Origin of the sequence: Nocardia salmonicida NBRC 13393 (assembly GCF_001613085.1) — a bacterium.
GTDB classification, from domain to species: Bacteria; Actinomycetota; Actinomycetes; order Mycobacteriales; family Mycobacteriaceae; genus Nocardia; species Nocardia salmonicida.
In genome coordinates, this window is the sequence record NZ_BDBR01000064.1 from 1 (window position 1) to 19,160 (window position 19,160).

Genomic DNA, 19,160 nt, shown 5'->3' on the forward strand with positions numbered 1-19,160 from the left:
CATGCGGATGCGGCTGCGCGGGCGTGGTCGGCGGGGTGTGCGCGTGCGGGTACGGCTGCGCGGGGGTGGTCGGCGGCGGCGTGTTGCGGTAGGGCTGCGCCGGAGTGTGGGGCCGGGGATATCCCGGTGCCTGCGGGTACGGGTCGCGGGCGCGCAGCACCACGCCCGCCGCGGTGTACTGCTGCTGGTGATGCCACGGCCCCGGCACCGCGAACAGCGCGGCCTTGGCCGCCCGTGCGAACTCGGCGCAGCTGGCGAAACGGGCTTCGACCCGCTTGGCGGTGGCCCTGGCCAGCACCGCGTCCAGCGCCGCGGGTAGGTCGGGGCGCAGACTGCGCAGCGGCGGAACGGGTTTGCTCAGGTGCGCCTGGATCACCGCGCCCGGACTCGGTCCGGGGAACGGCACCGAGCCGGTCAGCATCCAGAACAGCGTGCAGGCCAGCGAATACTGATCGGCACGATGATCCAGCGGCGCCCCGGACAGGTGCTCGGGTGCGGCATAGGCCAGGGTGGCGGTGATCGTGCCCGCCGAGGCCAGGGTGGTCTCGCTGTCGCGCACCGCTGCGATGCCGAAGTCGGTGAGCACCACGCGCTCCGGGCGTCCGATCGGTGGCTTGGCGAGCAGGATGTTGGCCGGTTTCACGTCGCGGTGCAGCACGCCGCTCGCGTGCGCGAAGTCCAGTGCGGTGGCGGTCTCGGCGACGATCTGGACCGCCCGGCCCGGCGTCAGCACGTTCACGTCGGCGGTCGCCACATCGGTGCCCGCCACGAACTGCATCGAGATCCAGAGCTGATCGTCATCGGTGCCGCGGTCGTAGACATTGACGATATTGGGGTGCTCGAGCTGGGCGACCAGATCGGCTTCGCGTTCGAAGCGGTGGCGGATCTCCTCGTCGGCGGACAGTTCGGTGCTGAGCAGTTTCAGCGCGGTCAGCCGAGGCAGCCGCGGGTGCCGGGCCAGGTAGACCACGCCCATGCCGCCCTGGCCGAGCACGCGCCGGATCGTGTACCCGGCGAATACGTCGCCTTTGCGCAACACGCGAAGTCACCCCCTCCAGGGCAGAGCACCCGCCCGAAATTCTACCGATGTATCTCCGGAAGCCACCGAGGTGCAACATCGGCCGAAGTTGTCGGTGCCTGATATTAGGGTGGGATCTATGCGCATTGGAGCACACGTTCGCGACGAGAGCGATCCGATCGGCTTCGGGGAGAAGCTCGGCGCCGAGGTCGTCCAGCTGTTCGTGGTCGATCCGCAGAGCTGGGACAAGCCGCAGCCGCACCCGAAGGCCGCCGAGATCCTGGCCAGTCCGATCGATGTCGTGGTGCACTCGTCCTATCAGATCAATGTGGCGAGCCTGAACAACCGGCTGCGGATGCCCTCACGCAACGCGGTGGCCCAGCAGGCGAAGGCCGCGGCCGAGCTCGGTGCGTTCGGGCTGGTCGTGCACGGCGGACATGTGCGCTCCGATGCTGAGCTCGACACCGGAATCGACAACTGGCGCAAGCTGTTCGAACGTCAGCAGGACAAGGGCGGGTTCGCCGTGCCGATCCTGATCGAGAACACCGCCGGTGGCAATCACGCGATGGCACGGCATTTCGATTCGATCGCGCGATTGTGGGACGCGGTGGGCGACTACGGCGCGGGCTTCTGTCTCGACACCTGTCACGCATGGGCAGGCGGTGAGGAACTGGTCGGCGTCGTCGAACGGATCAAGGCCATCACCGGACGGATCGACCTGGTGCACCTGAACTCCTCGCGCGACGAGTTCGATTCCGGCGCCGACCGGCACGCCAATTTCTCCGACGGCACCATCGACCCGCAACTGCTGGCCGAGGTCTGCCGCACGGCCGGTGCGCCGGTCATCCTGGAAACCCCGGCCGACGGGGTGGCTGAGGACCTGGCCTATCTGCGCGAGAACCTGGGCTGAGCCCGTTCCGATCACTCCGAGATAAAACCTGTCTGCGGCGGCGTTTTCACGGTGTGCTGAGTACACAGCAAACCGATCGAGAACGAATTGAAGGTGACCCCATGACGGTCGACACTGCCACCGAAACCACCCTGACGGTGACCAAGCTCGGCGCCCACATCGGCGCGCAGATCGATGGTGTCCGTCTCGGCGGTGACCTGGACGCGGCGACCGTAGCGACGATCCGTCGTGCGCTCAACGCACACAAGGTGATCTTCTTCCGCGGTCAGCAGCATCTCACCGAGGACGGCCAGTACGAATTCGCGGAGCTGCTCGGCAGCCCGACCACCCCGCACCCGACGGTGAAGTCCGCCGGTGTGAAGAGCCTGGCCATCGACTCCGAGCGGAGCCGCGCCAACTCCTGGCACACCGACGTGACGTTCGTCGACCGGGTGCCGAAGGCGTCGATCCTGCGCGCCGAGTACCTGCCCACCTACGGCGGCTCGACCACCTGGGCGTCCACGGTCGCGGCGTACAACTCGCTGCCCGCACCGCTGAAGGTGCTGGCCGAGAACCTGCGCGCGGTGCACACCAACCTCTACGACTACGCCGGGGCGGTCGACAAGGTCCGGCCTTCGCAGGTCAAGTATTCGGCGGAGTTCCAGTCCGATGTGTACGAGACCGAACACCCCGTGGTGCGGGTGCACCCCGAAACCGGTGAGCGTTCGCTGCTGCTCGGCCACTTCGTGAAGCAGTTCGTCGGGATTCCGGCCCGGGAGTCGGACCAGTTGTTCCGGTTGCTCCAGGATCGGGTCATCCGCTTGGAGAACACCACCCGCTGGAACTGGTCCGAGGGCGACGTCGCGATCTGGGACAACCGCGCCACCCAGCACTACGCCATCGACGACTACGACGACCAGCCGCGTCGGCTCACCCGCATCACCCTCGCCGGTGATATCCCGGTCGGTGTCGACGGGCAGACCAGCACGGTGTTGAAGGGCAATGCCGAGGACTACTCCATCATCGAAGAAGTGGAACTCCTCGCCAGCTGAACTTGTCCGCCTCCCCGAGACTTTTGCGAGTCGTTCGGGAGCCCAACTGTTGGCAGTCGGCCTCGCGTTCTGCGTGTCCACGACTGCGAGGTGGTTGGGAAGTTACCCATGTTCGTGCGTGATCAGTGGGTTGCGCATGAATGGGCCCGTTGAAGTCGCGGGGGGAGCGGAACACCATACTGGGTACATGAGTATTCGGCCGTTGGACGGTGTTCGCGTCCTGGAACTCGGTAACTATGTTGCCGCTCCTACTGCCGGACGTATTCTGGGCGATTTCGGCGCCGAGGTGATCAAGGTGGAGCGCCCCGGTACGGGCGACGAATTGCGCAACTGGCGGTTGTACGGCGGCGATACCTCGATGTTGTATCGCACCGTCAATCGCAACAAGAAGTCGATCGTGCTCGATCTGCGCACCGAGGCGGGGCGCGCGATCGTGCTCGACCTGGTGAAACAGTGCGATGTGCTGCTGGAGAACTTCCGGCCGGGGATGCTCGAGAAGTGGGGGCTCGGGCCCGACGCGCTCGAGGAAGCGAATCCGAAGCTGGTGATCACGCGGATCTCGGCGTACGGCCAGACCGGTCCGATGGCCGCGCGGCCAGGATTCGCCGCGGTCGCGGAGGCGGTCGGTGGCCTGCGAGAGCTGGTCGGCGATCCCGATCGGCCGCCGGTGCGTACCGGGGTGTCGATCGGTGATTCGATCGCGGGCATCTATGCCGCGTTCGGGACGGTGATGGCGCTGTTCCAGCGCGAGCGGGTCGCGGGTCCGGTGCCGCAGGTGGAGCGGATCATCGACGTCGCGCTCAACGAGTCGATCCTGTCGGTGATGGAATCGCTGATCCCCGACCACCTCGCCTACGGCATCAATCGCGAGCGCGTCGGCGGCCGGATGGAGGGCATCGCGCCGTCGAACGCCTACCCGACCAGCGACGGTTACTCCATCATCATCGGTGGTAACGGCGATGCCATCTTCCAGCGGTACATGCAGGTCATCGGCCGCCCCGACCTGGCCGTCGACCCGGAACTGGCCGACAACAACGGCCGTTGGCAGCACCGCGAACGCCTCGACGCCTCGATCGCGGAATGGTCGATCCGGCACACCCGCGCCGAAGCGCTGAAAATGCTCGACGAGGCCGCCATCCCGTGCGGTCCGATCTACACCGCCGCCGACATCGTGGCCGACGAGCAGTACCGCGCACGCAATATGATCCAGATGTTCCCCGTCGACGTGGGCGAGGCCGAACCCAAGCAGGTGGGTTTCGGCGGCATCGTCCCGGTGATCGGGGGCGCATCGCTGCCGATCCGCAATGTCGGCCCCGACCTCGGCGAGCACACCAGAGAAGTGCTCGGCGGGCTGCTCGGGATGAGTGAAGATCAGATCGACGCGCTGGAGGCACTGTGACGAGGCGAGTACACGGCAGGCGTCGCCCACCGGTGCGCAACAAGTGGGAGCCGCGCGGTCCGGGGCATGTGCGTCCGACGGTGCACCCCACCCCGGCCAGCGTGGGCGACAAACCGTGCGGTGGCGTGATGTGTGTGCCGACGCAGGAACCCGAGCAGCGGCGATGACAGCACCGCTGTTGCGGGACGTGACGCTGCGCGACGGCTTGCAGCTCACCGGCAAGGTGCTGCCCGTCGAGCAGAAGGTCGACGTGGTGCGCAGGCTGCTCGCCGCGGGTGTGCCCGCACTCGAGATCGGTTCGATGGCGCGGCCCGATCTCGTCGCGCCGATGGCCAACTCGCTCGAGTTGATCGCGGCGCTGACCCCCGATGAGCTGGCGAAATGCTGGGTGTGGGTGGCCACGCCGCGCCACGTGGAGAAGGCGGCCGCGGCCGGTGCGCGCAATTTCCAGTACTGCTTCTCGGTGTCCGACGCGCACAACAGGGCCAATATCGGCCGCGATACCGAGACCTCGGTGGCCGCGATGCCCGATGCGATCCGCCTCGCCCACGAAGCGGGCGGCGAGATCCAGCTGTGCCTGGCCACCACGTTCACCTGCCCGTTCGACGGCCCCGTCGACCCGGCGCGCGTCCTCGCCATCGCGAACGACCCGCGCACCGATGGCGCCGCCGACATCGTCCTCGCCGACACCCTCGGCCAAGCCCACCCCGGCGAGGTGAGCGCACTGGTCACCGCCGTCCGCGACACCACCCCGCCGCGCCGCATCGTCTTCCACGGTCACGACACCTGGGGCATGGGCGTGGCCAATACCCTCGCCGCCGTCGCCGCGGGCGCCACCATGGTCGACGGTGCGTTGGGCGGCCTCGGCGGCTGCCCCTTCGCCCCCGGCGCCAGCGGCAACACCGCGACCGAAGACATCCTCTTCGCCACTCGCCCGGACTGGTTCACCCCCGCCTCGCTGGCGAGCCTGGTCGGGCTCACCGAGGAGCTGCTGGCAGATCTCGGCGAACCCAACCGCTCTCGGACCCTGGAAGGCGCGCGTTCCAGGGCTGAGGCGTTCGAGTGGGTCGTTCACTGAGAGGTCGGTAAGACCTGCGGTATCGGGGGGATCCCGGATGGCGCGGTTCACAGTCGACGGCCAGACTGGACAGCATGACTTCGCACGCCATGGGCACCGAGGCCGTCGATGCGGCGGCCCCCACCGATATCGCGGCCGCCGCGCTCGATCTGGTCAAGCTGTACGGATCGGGAGATACACAGGTCAAGGCCCTGGACGGAGTGTCGGCTGACTTCGCGAAGGGCGAATTCACCGCGATCATGGGTCCATCGGGCTCGGGCAAGTCCACGCTGATGCACTGCCTGGCCGGACTCGACAGTGCCAGCACGGGCGAGGTACGCATCGGTGACACCGCGCTCACCGGCCTGTCCGACAAGCAGATGACCGCCCTGCGGCGCGACCGGATCGGGTTCGTCTTCCAGGCGTTCAACCTGGTTCCGACGCTCACCGCGCTGGAGAACATCACCCTGCCGCTCGATATCGCGGGTCGCAAGCCCGACCAGGAGTGGCTCGACACCGTGGTCAAGCGCCTAGGCCTCGGCGACCGCCTCGAACATCGGCCGTCCGAGCTGTCCGGTGGCCAGCAGCAGCGCGTGGCGTGTGCGCGGGCGCTGGTGGGCAAGCCGGAGATCATCTTCGGCGACGAGCCGACCGGCAACCTGGACTCGCACTCCTCGGGCGAGGTGCTCTCGATCCTGCGGGCCTCGGTCGACGAGTTCGGCCAGACCGTCGTGATCGTCACCCACGACCCCCGTGCGGCCGCCTACTCCGACCGCGTCGTGTTCCTCGCCGACGGTCGCATCGTCGACGAGCTGCGCGATCCGACCCAGGATTCGATCCTCGACCGGATGAAGGCGCTGGAAACCCGATGAACACAGCTTCGCGGAGCGATTCGATGAGGGGTGGTGGCCGGGTGGCGGGCGGGCCTATGCGCAAGGTCGCCTTGCGTAACCTCGCCGCGCACAAGGTGCGGTTGGCGTTGACCCTGCTGTCGGTGGTGCTCGGCACCGCCTTCATCTCCGGATCGTTCGTTTTCACCGACACGCTGCAGCGCACCTTCGACGGCATCTTCGAGGGCCAAGCCCAGGGTGTGGACGTGCGCGTCGGCCCCGCCGACCGCCAATCACTGGGTCTGCCGACGAATATCGTCGACGCGCTGGCCAAGACCGAGGGCGTCGCCCGGGTCGCTCCGGCCGTCAACGGCCCGGTCGTGCTCCTCGAGCCCGACGGTAAGAAGGCCGTCCAGACCGGCGGCGCACCGAGTTTCGGTCTGTCCTACCTGCCGCCGGACAAGGCGGTCGAGGAGCCCGACAATTTCGTGGCGGGCGCCCCGCCCACCCAGCCGAACGAGATCGCGCTCAATGCCGGTGGCGCCGAGAAGGCCGGGCTGAAGGTCGGCGACAAAGCCAAGGTGCTGATTCCGTCCAGGGGCGACCCCTTCGAGGTGACCCTGACCGGCATCTACGAGATGCCCGGTGCCGAGGGCGGCGGTGTGGTCGCGGTGATGTTCACCGAACCGCAGGGCCGCAAACTGTTCACCGACGGCTCACACGTCGCCTATGTCGATATCGCCGCGGCTCCCGGCGTTTCGGCCGACGACCTGCGCGACCAGCTCGCCGCCGGTCTGCCCGACTACAAGGTGCAGAACTCCGACGAGGTCCGCGAGGACATGAAGAAGGAGATCTCCGAGGCGCTCACCTTCATCAACTACTTCCTGCTCGCCTTCGGCGCGATCGCGCTGATCGTCGGCACGTTCATCATCTACAACACCTTCTCGATGATCGTGGCCCAGCGTCTGCGTGAACTCGCGTTGCTGCGCGCGATCGGGGCGAGCCGTCAGCAGGTCGGGCGGTCGGTGGTCGGTGAGGCCGTCGTGATCGGGTTGATCGGTAGCCTGCTCGGGCTGGCCGCCGGTATCGGGTTGGCGTACGGGTTGTCGGCATTGCTCAATGCCTTCGATCTCGGATTGCCCACCGGTTCGCTGACGGTGCTGCCGCGGACCGCGATCGTCGCACTGCTCGTCGGCCTGCTCGTCACCGTGGCCAGCGCCTACGCCCCCGCTCGACGGGCCGCGAAGGTGCCGCCGGTGGAGGCGATGCGTTCCGAATTCGCCAGTGCCGGTGATTCTTTGCGGCTGCGAACGATCATCGGCGCGGTCATGGCCGTGGTCGGTGGCGTGCTCGTCTATGTCGGTGCGCAGGGCACCGGCAAGGGCTCAGCGGTGACCGTCGGCGTCGGCGCGCTCGGGTTGATTCTGGCGGTGCTGTTGGCGGCGCCGGCGTTGTCGCGGCCGATGGTGCTCGTGCTCGGGGTGCTCACCAGGCCGTTCGGCGCGATCGGGCAGATGGCGCGCAACAACGCCACGCGCAACCCGCGTCGCACGGCGGCCACCGCGTTCGCGCTCACACTCGGTCTGATGCTGGTCTCGGCGATCGGCATTCTCGGCGCTTCGGCGAAGACCAGTGTCGGCGTGCTCATCGACAAGGGCGTGGAGGCCGAATACGTGCTCGCCGGTCCGCAGATGATCGGTGTGCCGATCGGTGCGGTCGACGCCGTGCGCACCCAGGTGCCCGGGGTCAGCGAGGTCACCGGGATCCGGATCGTCGCGTTCGAGATCGGCGGCGATCAGATCGGCGCCACCTCACCGGACGGTCCGATCGATCCGGTGATGGACATCGACCTGACCAGCGGCACGAGCACGATCCCCGCCGGTGGCGCGCTCATCGATGAGACCGAGGCGAGCGAACGCGGGTGGAAGGTCGGCGACAAGGTCGCCATTACCAGCCTCGACAAGAAGCAGATAGAGCTCACGATCGCGGGCGTCTACGCCGACTCACCGCTGCTCGGCCCCATGGTGGTCGATCCGGGCATCTACGAGCAGTTGATGCCGCAGAGCCTGCGCACCAATGTCTTCGTACTGGTCAAGGCCGCGCCGGGCACCGACCTGACCGCGATGCGGACGAATCTGGAGAAGGCCACCGAACCGTTCGTGGTGGTGCAGGTGCAGGACCACGAACAGTTCAAGGGGGCACAGGGCCAGCAGATCAACACCCTGCTCGCCATCCTCTACGGGCTGCTCGCGCTCGCCGTGGTGATCGCGGTGCTCGGCATCATCAACACCTTGGCGCTGTCGGTGGTGGAGCGTCGGCGCGAGATCGGCATGCTGCGCGCGGTGGGCACCCAGCGTGCGCAGGTGCGGCGCACCATCTACCTGGAGTCCATGCTGATCGCCATCTTCGGCGCGATCGTCGGGCTGGTACTCGGCATCGCGCTCGGCGTCGGATTCCTGCGCACGCTGCGCGACATGGGCATCGACCAGATCACCATTCCCTGGTCGCAGTTGGTGATCGTGCTGGTCGCGTCCGCTGTGGTCGGCGTGCTGGCCGCGGTGTGGCCGGGTGTGCGGGCCGCGCGGACGCCGCCGTTGGCGGCTATCGCTGATCTGTAAGAGTCGCGACAACTCTCGGCCCCCGATGGATTCCATCGGGGGCCGAGTGCGTTCCGAGGCGAGGATCTCCCCTCGGGTCGAGATCGTGTTCGTAGACGGCGGCCGGCCATAGGCAGGCGCCAGGCCCCGCCGCGTTCAGACGATGGGGTAGCGGTCGATCCAGGCCTGTGTCGGATGCCCGTGGTCGTCTTGTGGTGGGGTGAGGCCGAATTCGGTGCAGTAGTCGGTGGCGAGCCGGTCGAGCACAGGGCGAGCATCGACGGTGTGCGACCAGCGATGGGGAAGGGCGGGGCGACCGTAGCGCGCGCCGAGCAGACTGCCCGCGATCGAACCGGTGGCGTCGCTGTCACCGGAATGGTTGACCGACAACAGGAGGCCGTTGCGGACGATGATGTGGGCAGGCCCGCCGACGGACTCCGCGGCCAACACAGCGAAGACGGCGATGGCGAGGGCTTCGGGGGCGATCCACCCCCGGCCGAGAATTTCGACGTCCTCGGGCTGGGGCTTGCGTCCTGGCCGGGAAGTGCGGGCGGCAAGCGAGATCGCCGCTTCGAGTGCGGCCGAGGTTTCCTCGTGGTGCGGATAGCTCGCTAGTTCGGCGCGCGCCCGGTCGAGTGCGGTCATGGTGTCGACGCCGCGACTGGCCTGGTACACAAGTGCGGCGAGGGTGCCGGCGGGGAGCCAGCCGCTGGGGTGGCCGTGGGTGAGTGCGGCCGCGTCACATCCCAGTTCGAAGATGGCAGTGAGCGCAGAGCCGCCACGATCCGCGGCGTAACCGAATCCGCACGGCGAGGCCCGCATCACCGCTCCACTGCCCTTGGAATTATTGATCGGCCGGTCACGAGTGCCCAACGGATTCGTCGGATCCCGGCGCTCGGCCGCCTCGCGCAGCGCGGTGTACACCGAGACCGCCACGCCGCGCTGTTCGGTCAGCTCGGCATGGTCGGCGAGTGAGCTGTGGAGGGCGATCGGCTGATCGGGCACGTCGCGTACCTGCCCGCGCAACCACACCAGCATCCCCTGCTGCAGTAAACCCAATGTCGCCCCGCCGATTCCCTTCGCCCGTGCACGCACAGAGCCTCGGACCAAGGCCTCCACCGTGAATGCCGTCAACTGCGTCTCCTCCGAGATCCGCAGATGATCGGCGTTGTCGCCCACCCCGAGGTGTCCGTGCTCGTCGCGAATCTGTTGCAGGGTGCTGGTTTCCACCGGCGCGCCGAGCGCATCACCGATCGCGCCGCCGAGAAGGCAGCCGTGCACGGCGTTGAGCCAGATCGGCGCGGCTGTCGCGACGGCGTCCCTGGTCCGCCGCGCAGGATCGGCGCTCGATGTCTGCGTCGGCGAGAGGCCGTGTGGGATCGGTTCCTGGGTCGGCCGGGCCGCGATGATGTCGCGGCTGTCGACGGCGATGAGACTTTCGGGCTCGGTCGCGCTGTGGCGGACAGCGGTCGGATCGTGCCGTCCGGTATTCGGCCGACTCGGGGATCCGTGCGGCGCGGCGCCGGCGGTCGCGCGTCGGCGGAGGGCTTCGGTGAGCGCGGTGGCGAACGCGATGCAGGTGGGGAAGCGGTGGGCGGGGTCCTTGGCCATGGCCTTGGACAGGACCGCGTCCACCGCGGTGGGGAGGGTGGCGCGGCGGGTGCTGGCCGCGGGTGGTGGGGCGTTGAGGTGGCCGAGCATGACGGTGGCGGGGTTGGGCGCGTCGAAGGGGCCGGTGCCGGTGAGGAGGCGGAATACCGTGCAGGCCAAGGAGTATTGGTCGCCGCGGCCGTCGAGGGGGGCGCTGCTGAGTTGTTCGGGGGAGGCGTAGGCGATGGTGGCGGTGAACTGGCCGGTGCGGGTGAGCCCGCCCGTGTCGTCGAGGAGTTTCGCGATGCCGAAGTCGGTCAGCACGACTCGTTCGTCGAAGCCCGCGCCGACGCCCGCGGTGTGCGACAACAGGATGTTGGCGGGCTTCACGTCACGGTGCAGAACGCCCCGGCGGTGCGCGTAGTCGAGGGCGCTCGCGGTCTGGGTGACGATCTGGGCGATGCGCTCGCTGCCGAACTGCTGCACCGGAACCGCCGACGCGTCGACACCGTCCACGAACTGCATCGATATCCAGAGACGTTCCTCGTCGACGCCACGGTCGTAGACGGTGATGATGTTCGGGTGATCGAGCTGGGCCACGAGGTCGGCTTCGCGTTCGAACCTGGCTCGGATCTCGAAGTCGGCGAACAGGTCACGGTGCATCAGTTTCAACGCGGTCAGCCGTGGCAGCCTGCGGTCCCGTGCCGCGTACACCGCGCCCATCCCGCCGCGTCCCAGCTCACGCTCGATGACGAAACCGGCGAACACCGCCCCGCGCCGCAACATCGCCTCACCCCGTTCACCGAACCCGATCGTTCGCAGCCTAGTTGGCTCGGACGCGATGCGCTTCTGGGTTCACGCGTTACACCGCCGGGGCGTTGGTGTCGGCCCAGCGGGTGATGTCGCCGCGGTCGAGGGCGGTGGCGAGCAGGTCGGGGAATTTGTCGGGGGTGCAGGCGAAAGCGGGGATGCCGAGGGCTGCCAGTGCTGCCGCGTTGTCGTGGTCGTAGGCGGGTGCGCCTTCGTCGGAGAGGGCGAGCAGCACGACCACCTGGACGCCCGCTTCCTTCATCGCGTTGCAGCGGCGCAGCATCTCGTTGCGCACGCCGCCCTCGTAGAGGTCGGAGATGAGCACGAACAGGCTGTCGGTGGGGCGGGTGATCAGCGTTTGCGAGTAGGCGATGGCGCGATTGATATCGGTGCCGCCGCCGAGCTGGGTGCCGAACAGGACGTCGACCGGGTCGCTGAGCTGGTCGGTGAGGTCGACGATCTCGGTGTCGAACACGACCAGCGAGGTCTTCAGCGACCGCATGGAGGCGAGGACCGCGCCGAAGACCGAGGCGTAGACGACACTGGCCGCCATCGAACCGGATTGGTCGATGGCCAGGACCACATCGCGCTGGATCGACTGCGACTTGCGGCCGTAACCGACGAGCCGTTCGGGCACGATGGTGCGGTGTTCGGGCAGGTAGTTGGCGAGATTCTTACGGATCGTCCGATTGAAATCGATATCGCGCAGCTTCGGGCGATGGGTGCGGGCCGCCCGGTTGATCGCTCCCGAAACGGCGGCCACGGTCTTGGCTGCGATGCGCTGCTCGATCTCTCGCACCACCTTCTCCACGACCATTCGCGCGGTGGCCTTCGTGGTTTCGGGCATCACCCGGTTGAGGCCGAGCAGGGTGCCGACCAGGTGAACATCGGGCTCGACCGATTCCAGCAGCTCGGGCTCCAGCAGCAACTGGGTGAGGTTGAGTCGGTCCACGGCATCGCGCTGCATCACCTCGACCACGGTCGCGGGGAAGTAGGTGCGGATATCGCCGAGCCAGCGCGCAACTCGGGGCGCCGAACCGCCGAGTCCACCAGACCTTTTCGTCGACCCGCCGGCTTCACCGGTGTTGTAGAGGGCCGACAGTGCCTGGTCCATCGCCTGATCGGTACCGGAGCTCAAGCCGCCGAGCTGCTCTTCGGCAGCGGTTCCCAGCACGAGACGCCAACGGCGCGACTGGGTTTCGTTGGGATCGGTCATCAGTGCTCCTCGTGATCGAGCGAGTGATCGGGTTGCTGTGTTTGGTGCCGCGCGTGCGAACCCGACGGGCACGAGGCAGCCGCCCAACTGCCACGGGCGGTCATCCGGCGGCGCCGAGGATGGCGGTGGCGGCGCGCAGTGCGAGTTGACCGCGGACCGGGTCGACCGCGGTGGTGCCCCGGGCTGTTGTCGGCGCTGATCCGGTGTCTCGCAGGGCCTGACTGATGGCTCGGCGTTCACCGGATTCGAAGGAGCCGAAGGTGCGGCGTAGCAGCGGCAGGGTGGCGACGAACTGGTCTTCGTTGAGGTCGCGCAGCCATTCATCGATGCGGCGCAACAGCTCTCGGTCGTGGACCAGGAGCAGGCCGCGCCCGCCCAGGAAGCCGTCGACCCAGGCGGCTTTGGCGGCAGGGGTGTTGCCGATGGACAACGCGGCGGCGAGCCGACGGGCGGAGTCGGCGTCATCGATGCGTTCGGCGTCGCACAGCAGGCGCACGGCGCGACCGCCGATCGCACCGTGCACGTCGTCGCGGTCGGCTATGCGTTGCAGGGTGGCCAGCCATTCGGTGGTGGCGTGCTCGTCGTCGCGGGTGCTGATGGCGGTGTGCGCGGCGTCGATCTGGGCGCGCAGGGCCTCGGCGGCATCGGTATCGAGGCCGGTGACGGCGCCGGGCAGACCCGCGCAGATCCGCACCAGCAGGCCGTCGGCGACGTGGGCGAGGGCCTTGGTGTCGGTGCCGCGGACATCGCCGTAGCGCAGCGTGCGGGTCAGGCCGGGCAGGGCGCCGAGCAGGTGGGTGACGTCGTGGTCGAGGGCGGCTGCCGCTTCGAGCCTGGTGATCAGCCCTTCGGTGGCGCCACCGAGGTCGGCGAGCAGGGCCGTTTCCAGTGCGTGGGCGAGGGCAGTGACGGTGACGTCGTCGCGGCGCGCGGTGTCGAGGATTTTGGTCTCGGCGGCGGTGCGCAGGGTCGTTCCCCACACGGCCGCTTCGACGATGCGCACTTCGAACTCCGGTTCCCAGCGCAGCGTCCACGTCTCACGGAAGGTGCCCGTGCTGCGAACCTCACCGGTGGTCGGAGTGCCCCAACCGATACCGAGCAGGCGCAGGCGGTGTAGCAGATGCGAACGCTCGACGTCGCGTTCCTTACGCAGGTCGAGATCGACGTTTCGGGCGAGCGCTTCCTGCTTGAGCCGCAGCGTTTTACAGCGCGCCCGCAGATCGGCGGCCAAGGGGACCGTCGGGGTGGCCTCGGGGACACCGCCGAGCGTCTCGCCGACGACGAGTTCTTCGATGACAAGACGCAGCATGGTCTCGTCGCCACCGCACATCACCGACCGCACAGCCTCGGTGACCTCCGACAAACCGGGCAGCGGCCTGCCGCGCAACGCGGCGAGTGTGTCCGCCAGCCGCACTGCCTCGATGATGTGCGCGCTCGACACCGGCAGATCGTGCGAGCGCAGCACCCCGGCGACCTTGGTCAGCCAGCGTGCCACCGGCCGCTCGGTCTCGGTGAAGAGATGGTGGTACCAGCCCGGCGAGGTGACGCCTGCGCCGTAACCCGATCCCGCCGCCAGCCGCGAATGCGTCCACGGCACCCAGGTCAACGCGGCCTTGGTCTTCGGCAAACCCTTGAGCAGTCGCGTATCCGGTGCGGCGGGCCCGAGCGGTTCGACCAGCGCGGGCGCGTGCCAAGCGCCACACACCACCGCCAATCGTTTCGCGCCGCCCTTGAGTACCTGCCGCATCACCTGACGCATATGCGCCTCGCGGACCAGCGTGTGATGGTCGACGATCAGTGGCGCGAGCGCGGCGTCCTGCCGATCCGTTGCTGCCGGGGGCACGAATCCGGTTGCCGCCGAGGGGTTCTCCGACAGCTCCGGAGCGCCGGGTATCGACACCGGGTCGGTGTCGCTCGGCGTAGACGCGCCGAGCTGCGGCGGAGCGTCCGCTCCGGGCAGCGTGATCCCTGTCGCGGAGTGCGAGGCGTCCTCACGCAGAGCGGCCATCGCTTCGGTGATGGCGTCGAAAGCCGCGCTGTCGGGAACGGATTCGACGACGGCGTCCCACCAGCGTTCGGCGTCGTCGTAGCCCGCGGCCGAGGCCAGGGCTGCCAGCGGGTCGGAGCCGCCGCCACGGGCGTCATCGTCGGCGGCGAGGACGTGCGTGGCGGGGAGGTCGCAGAAGCGGACCGGTACGGCGTGGTCGACGCCGTAGCGCATGGCCTGCCATTCGGGCGAGAACACGGCGAACGGCCAGAACGCGGCGCGGGCAGGTGAATCCGGGACGTAGGCGAGCAACGCGACCGGTGGGCTCATCGTGTCGGCGGCGACGAAACCGACGAGTGGATCCGCGTCGGCGGGACCTTCGATGAGAATGGCGTCGGGCCGGAACTCCTCGAGCGCGTGGCGCAGCGAGCGTGCCGATCCGGGTCCGTGGTGACGGATGCCGAATACCCGCGTTGTCGCCGCAGCGCTCGAATTCGTGTCGGCCACCGAACCGATACCGGCCTCCGCCTCGGTGGTGTCACGTGTCTCGGAGGTCTCGCGAAGACCGGCATGGTTCGCCGGATCGCCCGGTGTGGCGTCACCGGTGGCCGGGTCGGTCGCCTTGTTGCGTTGACTCATCGAAAACCCCATGTGTGGTGTGTGTTCCGTCCTCCCCTTCGGTCTGTTCTCAGTCGGCGATTTCGCGGCACGCGCGATAGAAGTCGGCCCAGTCGGGACGCTCCCGGACGACGGCCTCGAGGTATTCGGTCCAGATCACGGTGTCGGCCACCGGGTCTTTGATCACCGACCCGAGCACAGCGCCCGCGATGTCGGAGGCGCGCAGGACGCCGTCGCCGAAGTGGGCGGACAGGGCGAGGCCGTTGGTGATCACCGAGATCGCCTCGGCGGTGGACAGGGTGCCCGAGGGGGATTTGAGTTTGGTACGGCCGTCGGCGGTGATGCCGGAGCGCAGCTCACGGAAGACCCGCACCACGCGACGGACTTCCTCGGCGGCGGCGGGCACGGTCGGCAATTCCAGTGCGGCGCCCAGCTGTTCGACGCGACGGCTGACGATGGCGACCTCGGAATCCTCGTCGGCGGGCAGCGGCAACACCACGGTGTTGAAGCGCCGGCGCAGCGCGGAGGAAAGATCGTTCACGCCGCGGTCGCGGTCGTTGGCGGTGGCGATGACGTTGAAACCCTTGGCCGCCTGCACTTCTCCACCGAGCTCGGGAACCGGCAGGGTCTTCTCGGACAGGATGGTGATCAGCGCGTCCTGCACATCCGAGGGGATGCGGGTGAGCTCTTCGATGCGGGCGATGGCGCCGGTGCGCATGGCGGTCATCACCGGCGACGCGACCAGAGCGGCATCGCTGGGTCCCTCGGCGAGCAGGCGGGCGTAGTTCCAGCCGTAGCGGATCGCTTCCTCCGCGGTGCCGGAGGTGCCCTGCACGAGCAGCGTCGACTCCCCGCTGATCGCGGCCGCGAGATGTTCCGACACCCAGGTTTTGGCGGTGCCGGGTACGCCGAGCAGCAGCAGCGCGCGGTCGGTGGCGAGGGTGGCGACCGCCACCTCCATCAGCCTGCGCGGGCCGACGTACTTGGGCGTGATCACGGTGCCGTCGTCCAGGGTGCCACCGAGAACGTAGGTGACCACCGCCCACGGCGACAGTTTCCAGGACGGCGGACGCACGCGGTCGTCGACGCGGCTCAGGGCGGCCAACTCGTCGGCGAAGGCCTGTTCGGCGTGGGGACGCAGCAGGGTGGTCGACGGTTCGGTGGTGGTCATCGCAGCTCCTCGAGCATGGTGGCGCGATCGGTGAGATCGTGCGCGAGTCGGTGGAATGCCTGTTGCCAGGCGGGGTCTTCGGTGGTGTCGGCGAGCGCGGTGACACGCGAGGCGAGCTCGACAGGAAGGTGGACGCTCGCCGCGGTGAGCAGCGCCCTGTCGGTGTACACGCCCGCGCTGGCATGCGGCTGACGCGCGGTGGTGCGGGCGCGCTCGCCGAACAGACGCAGCACATGGTCGGCCACGGGTTGCGGCCACGGGTGATCGAGGCCGGGCAGGATCGCGTGCAGCTCGTTGAGCTGGTGCGCGTCGAGATCGAGCACGTGCTCGATCCGGTCGGCGGCCTCGAGCAGGGTGAACAGTTCGCGACGCCGCAGCACTGCCTGCTCGGTCGGCGTCGCGTGGGCGAACAGCGCACGCGCCCACGCGGTATCGCGCTGGGCGAGCGTGGCATCGACCCAGCCGTCCACGATCGCCTTGGCATAGCGAGGCGGCAGCGCCAGGGTCAGCGCGGCGGCGGCGGTGTTCTCGCCGGTGGAGCGCACGATCGGAGCCCACGCGGTGAGTGGAGTCGCGGCGATCGCCTGGTGCAGGGTCGTGATCGTCGAATCTGGAGTGTCCCAGCGCAGTTTCGCCTGATCGGTCGCGTCGGTGATCCCGTCGCGCCGTGCCTGCGCGTCGAGTTCCGCGGGCACCGTCACTTCGACGGTGCCGTCGTTGTCCACCCGAATCCACGACGCCACCAGGACTGCCATCCGTCGCCCGAAAGCGGCGTCCGGGAGCTTGTTCAGCAGCGTCGTCGCGGCGCGCCGGACATCGCCGCGCCGATCGTCGAGGGCCCGCTCGAGCAATGCTTCGTCGGCCGAACTCAGCCCGTCCTCGAGCAACGCCAGCAGTTCCGCCTTGACCGGCCCCGACTCCTTCGACCACGCCGCGGTCAGCACGGTCAGTGCGGCGGCGCGATCTGCCCGGCGAGTACGCGCGAACCAATCCTTTCGTTCGCCGGAGGTCCCGAACAACCAGACATCGTGGGCAGCGGGCGCTTCCGGCTCGGTAGTGGTGCTCGAGTCGGTGTGGGTGGCGCCCGAAAGAGATGTGGACGCGTCGACAGGGAATTCGTCGACCAGCTTCGCCCAGGCCGGGTTGCGGGCGGCGAGCCAGCGTCCACGGCGGCCTGCCAGCCGCAGCAGCGGAGCCCGCAGCGTGGTGTCGGAGGCAGCGGAGAGCGCCTGGACGCACAGCACATCGGGGAGCCGGAAGTCGAAAGGTGCTGCCGAGGCGAACCATTCGGTAAGGAACGGGGACTTGTCCGCGAGCAGGCGGCTGAGACGGTCGGCGGCGGGTCGGGGGAGCAGCGGGCGTGGATCATCCACGGCGGGTTCGGGTTTCGCCGCAGTGCGGGGGAGCTGTCCGCCGCGCAGGTAGAGGTCTTGCAAGGCGGCGGTGTGGAGCAGCCGGGTGGCTGGTTCGCCCGCGTGCTGCGGTACCGCGGTGGCGACCGCGGAGTCGAGGTGGACGCCGTCGGCACTGCGGCGGGCGGTGCCGAGCAGGGCCACCGAGACGAGTTCGGCCAGCGCGGGGGTGGGGGTCGTCTCCGTGGGGAATTCGGTTTCCAGGTCGTGCACCTCGCCCGCGCTGAGAACCGAGATCGGGTCGAAGCCGTCGGCTCGCCACTCGCCGCACACCGTCACCGGGTGACCACCCGCGACGGCGATCAGCCGCCACGGGCGGACGCCGGCCCGCAGTGGCAGCGCGGTGCCGTCGGTGGCGACGAGCTGCCAACCGTTCTCGTCGAGCACCGGCACGACCTCGGTGAGCAGCGCGGGCCAGGAGCGCAGCCACGGATCATCGCTCAACGCGCCGGCGTAGGCGTCCAACACGTCGTCGATCGTGGTGCCTCCGACAGCGGGCACGGTCGTGAAGGGTTCGGGTACGCCGTGGCGGGCGCCCCACTGCACGCGCAAGGATGCCGCGCCGGGGTAATAGTGCAGTTCGGCGTCCACCTCGCTACCGGGCGCGGGCACCTCGCCGGTGAAATTCGGTGTGGCGAAGGAATGTTCGATGAGCAGGGCCCATCGTCCGCTACCGCGACCGCGCAGCCAGGTACGACGGGTGTGCAGTCGTTCTTCCTCGCTGGTCCGCATGCCGAGTACCAGCCAGCGATCCCGGACGGCCGGCTCGGTCAGGACCGCCTCGGCCGACGTCGGGTAGCCGACGTGGGTGCGAATGCCCGCTTGCAGCGGCTCGGGTAGGGCATCGATCCTGCGATGGGCCAGAACCAGCAGGTGCAGGCGGCCGTACTCGCGCAGCAGCAGCTCGGGCCAGTGCTCGGTGGTGACGACCGCGGTGGGCAACCTGCGCAGGGTCTCCGCGATCCGAGGCGCCTGGGCATCGACCATCCGCGCCGCGATCGACTCGTACGCGGCGAACGAACGGTCGGTCTGAGCCAGTCCGGTCCGGATCTGGTCGGTCAGCCAGACCTCCAGTTCGGTGAGCCCGGCGGTGACGCGGGTCCGTCGCTGCTCGACGGAAGCCTGCGACGGCGTGCTCGCGGCCTTGGCCTTGGGTGGGGCGGCCGCCTTCGCGGCCCGCCCCGCCAACCACTCGGCCGCGAAATCGGCGGGAGCATCCCGCGCGGGCGCCTGGCCGCTCGACCATGTGAGCAACAATGACAGCGTGTGCTTACAGGGGAACTTGCGGCTCGGGCACGAACACTTGTACGCGGGCCCGTCCAGGTCGACGATCGCCTGATACGGCTTGGCTCCACTGCCCTGACAAAGCCCCCACACCGCATTCCCGGCGGTGCCCGTCTCACGCCAGCGACCGGCCAGCTTGCGTGCGGCAGCCAGCGAGCTCGCGTCGGGCGCCAGCGCGCGGACCTGGTCCTCGGTCCACGGCGTGCGTTGCTCGGTCATCGGATTCCCCC

12 protein-coding genes are annotated in these 19,160 nt (G+C 68.8%); 6 read left to right on the plus strand and 6 right to left on the minus strand.

Going from position 1 to position 19,160, the window contains the following annotated elements; translation table 11 throughout:
• Positions 1–1,039, minus strand: a 1,039-nt coding sequence (locus tag NS1_RS36680) for a serine/threonine-protein kinase (RefSeq protein ID WP_157125599.1), incomplete at its 3' end; no start/stop codon positions are given.
• A 118-nt stretch (positions 1,040–1,157) separates the two neighbouring features.
• Between NS1_RS36680 and NS1_RS36685 the strand changes: the two genes are divergently transcribed.
• The 6 genes from NS1_RS36685 to NS1_RS36710 all read left to right on the plus strand — a co-directional run bounded on the left by NS1_RS36685 (position 1,158) and on the right by NS1_RS36710 (position 8,863).
• Complete coding sequence (locus NS1_RS36685) at positions 1,158–1,928, plus strand: deoxyribonuclease IV (protein WP_062992075.1); 771 nt, start codon at positions 1,158–1,160, stop codon at positions 1,926–1,928.
• A gap of 101 nt (positions 1,929–2,029) precedes the next feature.
• Positions 2,030–2,959, plus strand: a complete 930-nt coding sequence (locus NS1_RS36690) for a TauD/TfdA dioxygenase family protein (protein ID WP_062992076.1) — start codon at positions 2,030–2,032, stop codon at positions 2,957–2,959.
• A gap of 187 nt (positions 2,960–3,146) precedes the next feature.
• On the plus strand, positions 3,147–4,358 hold the full coding sequence (locus NS1_RS36695) for a CaiB/BaiF CoA transferase family protein (RefSeq protein ID WP_062992077.1): 1,212 nt from the start codon (positions 3,147–3,149) through the stop codon (positions 4,356–4,358).
• 163 nt (positions 4,359–4,521) lie between these two features.
• Positions 4,522–5,436, plus strand: coding sequence for a hydroxymethylglutaryl-CoA lyase-like TIM-barrel protein (locus NS1_RS36700; RefSeq protein WP_062992078.1), 915 nt, complete (start codon positions 4,522–4,524; stop codon positions 5,434–5,436).
• Positions 5,437–5,510: 74 nt separating this feature from the next.
• Positions 5,511–6,287 carry an ABC transporter ATP-binding protein gene (locus NS1_RS36705; protein ID WP_056813168.1) on the plus strand — a complete coding sequence of 259 codons (777 nt, stop codon included), beginning with the start codon at positions 5,511–5,513 and terminating at the stop codon, positions 6,285–6,287.
• Positions 6,288–6,310: 23 nt separating this feature from the next.
• A complete protein-coding gene (locus NS1_RS36710; protein WP_255284829.1) occupies positions 6,311–8,863 on the plus strand; it encodes an ABC transporter permease in 2,553 nt (850 codons plus the stop codon).
• A gap of 135 nt (positions 8,864–8,998) precedes the next feature.
• Here NS1_RS36710 and NS1_RS40620 read toward each other — a convergent pair whose 3' ends face one another.
• The 5 genes from NS1_RS40620 to NS1_RS36735 form a co-directional block, all read right to left on the minus strand.
• Positions 8,999–11,218, minus strand: a complete 2,220-nt coding sequence (locus NS1_RS40620) for an ADP-ribosylglycohydrolase family protein (RefSeq protein WP_062992082.1) — start codon at positions 11,216–11,218, stop codon at positions 8,999–9,001.
• Between the two features lie 76 nt (positions 11,219–11,294).
• Positions 11,295–12,458, minus strand: coding sequence for a VWA domain-containing protein (locus NS1_RS36720; RefSeq protein ID WP_062992084.1), 1,164 nt, complete (start codon positions 12,456–12,458; stop codon positions 11,295–11,297).
• Between the two features lie 100 nt (positions 12,459–12,558).
• Positions 12,559–15,084: a DUF5682 family protein gene (locus tag NS1_RS36725; protein WP_255284830.1), complete on the minus strand. Its 2,526-nt coding sequence runs from the start codon at positions 15,082–15,084 to the stop codon at positions 12,559–12,561.
• A gap of 49 nt (positions 15,085–15,133) precedes the next feature.
• A complete protein-coding gene (locus NS1_RS36730) occupies positions 15,134–16,234 on the minus strand; it encodes an ATP-binding protein (protein ID WP_062992086.1) in 1,101 nt (366 codons plus the stop codon).
• On the minus strand, positions 16,231–19,149 hold the full coding sequence (locus NS1_RS36735) for a DUF5691 domain-containing protein (protein WP_062992088.1): 2,919 nt from the start codon (positions 19,147–19,149) through the stop codon (positions 16,231–16,233). The genes NS1_RS36730 and NS1_RS36735 overlap by 4 nt, the downstream gene beginning before the upstream one ends.
• Positions 19,150–19,160: the final 11 nt, after the last annotated feature.

Bases quoted from the DNA above. Each gene is read 5' to 3' on its own strand.
- NS1_RS36685 (WP_062992075.1), top strand. From the start codon at position 1,158: ATGCGCATTGGAGCACACGTTCGCGACGAGAGCGATCCGATCGGCTTC.
- NS1_RS36690 (WP_062992076.1), top strand. From the start codon at position 2,030: ATGACGGTCGACACTGCCACCGAAACCACCCTGACGGTGACCAAGCTC.
- NS1_RS36695 (WP_062992077.1), top strand. From the start codon at position 3,147: ATGAGTATTCGGCCGTTGGACGGTGTTCGCGTCCTGGAACTCGGTAAC.
- NS1_RS36700 (WP_062992078.1), top strand. From the start codon at position 4,522: ATGACAGCACCGCTGTTGCGGGACGTGACGCTGCGCGACGGCTTGCAG.
- NS1_RS36705 (WP_056813168.1), top strand. From the start codon at position 5,511: ATGACTTCGCACGCCATGGGCACCGAGGCCGTCGATGCGGCGGCCCCC.
- NS1_RS36710 (WP_255284829.1), top strand. From the start codon at position 6,311: ATGAGGGGTGGTGGCCGGGTGGCGGGCGGGCCTATGCGCAAGGTCGCC.
- NS1_RS40620 (WP_062992082.1), bottom strand. From the start codon at position 11,218: ATGTTGCGGCGCGGGGCGGTGTTCGCCGGTTTCGTCATCGAGCGTGAG.
- NS1_RS36720 (WP_062992084.1), bottom strand. From the start codon at position 12,458: ATGACCGATCCCAACGAAACCCAGTCGCGCCGTTGGCGTCTCGTGCTG.
- NS1_RS36725 (WP_255284830.1), bottom strand. From the start codon at position 15,084: ATGAGTCAACGCAACAAGGCGACCGACCCGGCCACCGGTGACGCCACA.
- NS1_RS36730 (WP_062992086.1), bottom strand. From the start codon at position 16,234: ATGACCACCACCGAACCGTCGACCACCCTGCTGCGTCCCCACGCCGAA.
- NS1_RS36735 (WP_062992088.1), bottom strand. From the start codon at position 19,149: ATGACCGAGCAACGCACGCCGTGGACCGAGGACCAGGTCCGCGCGCTG.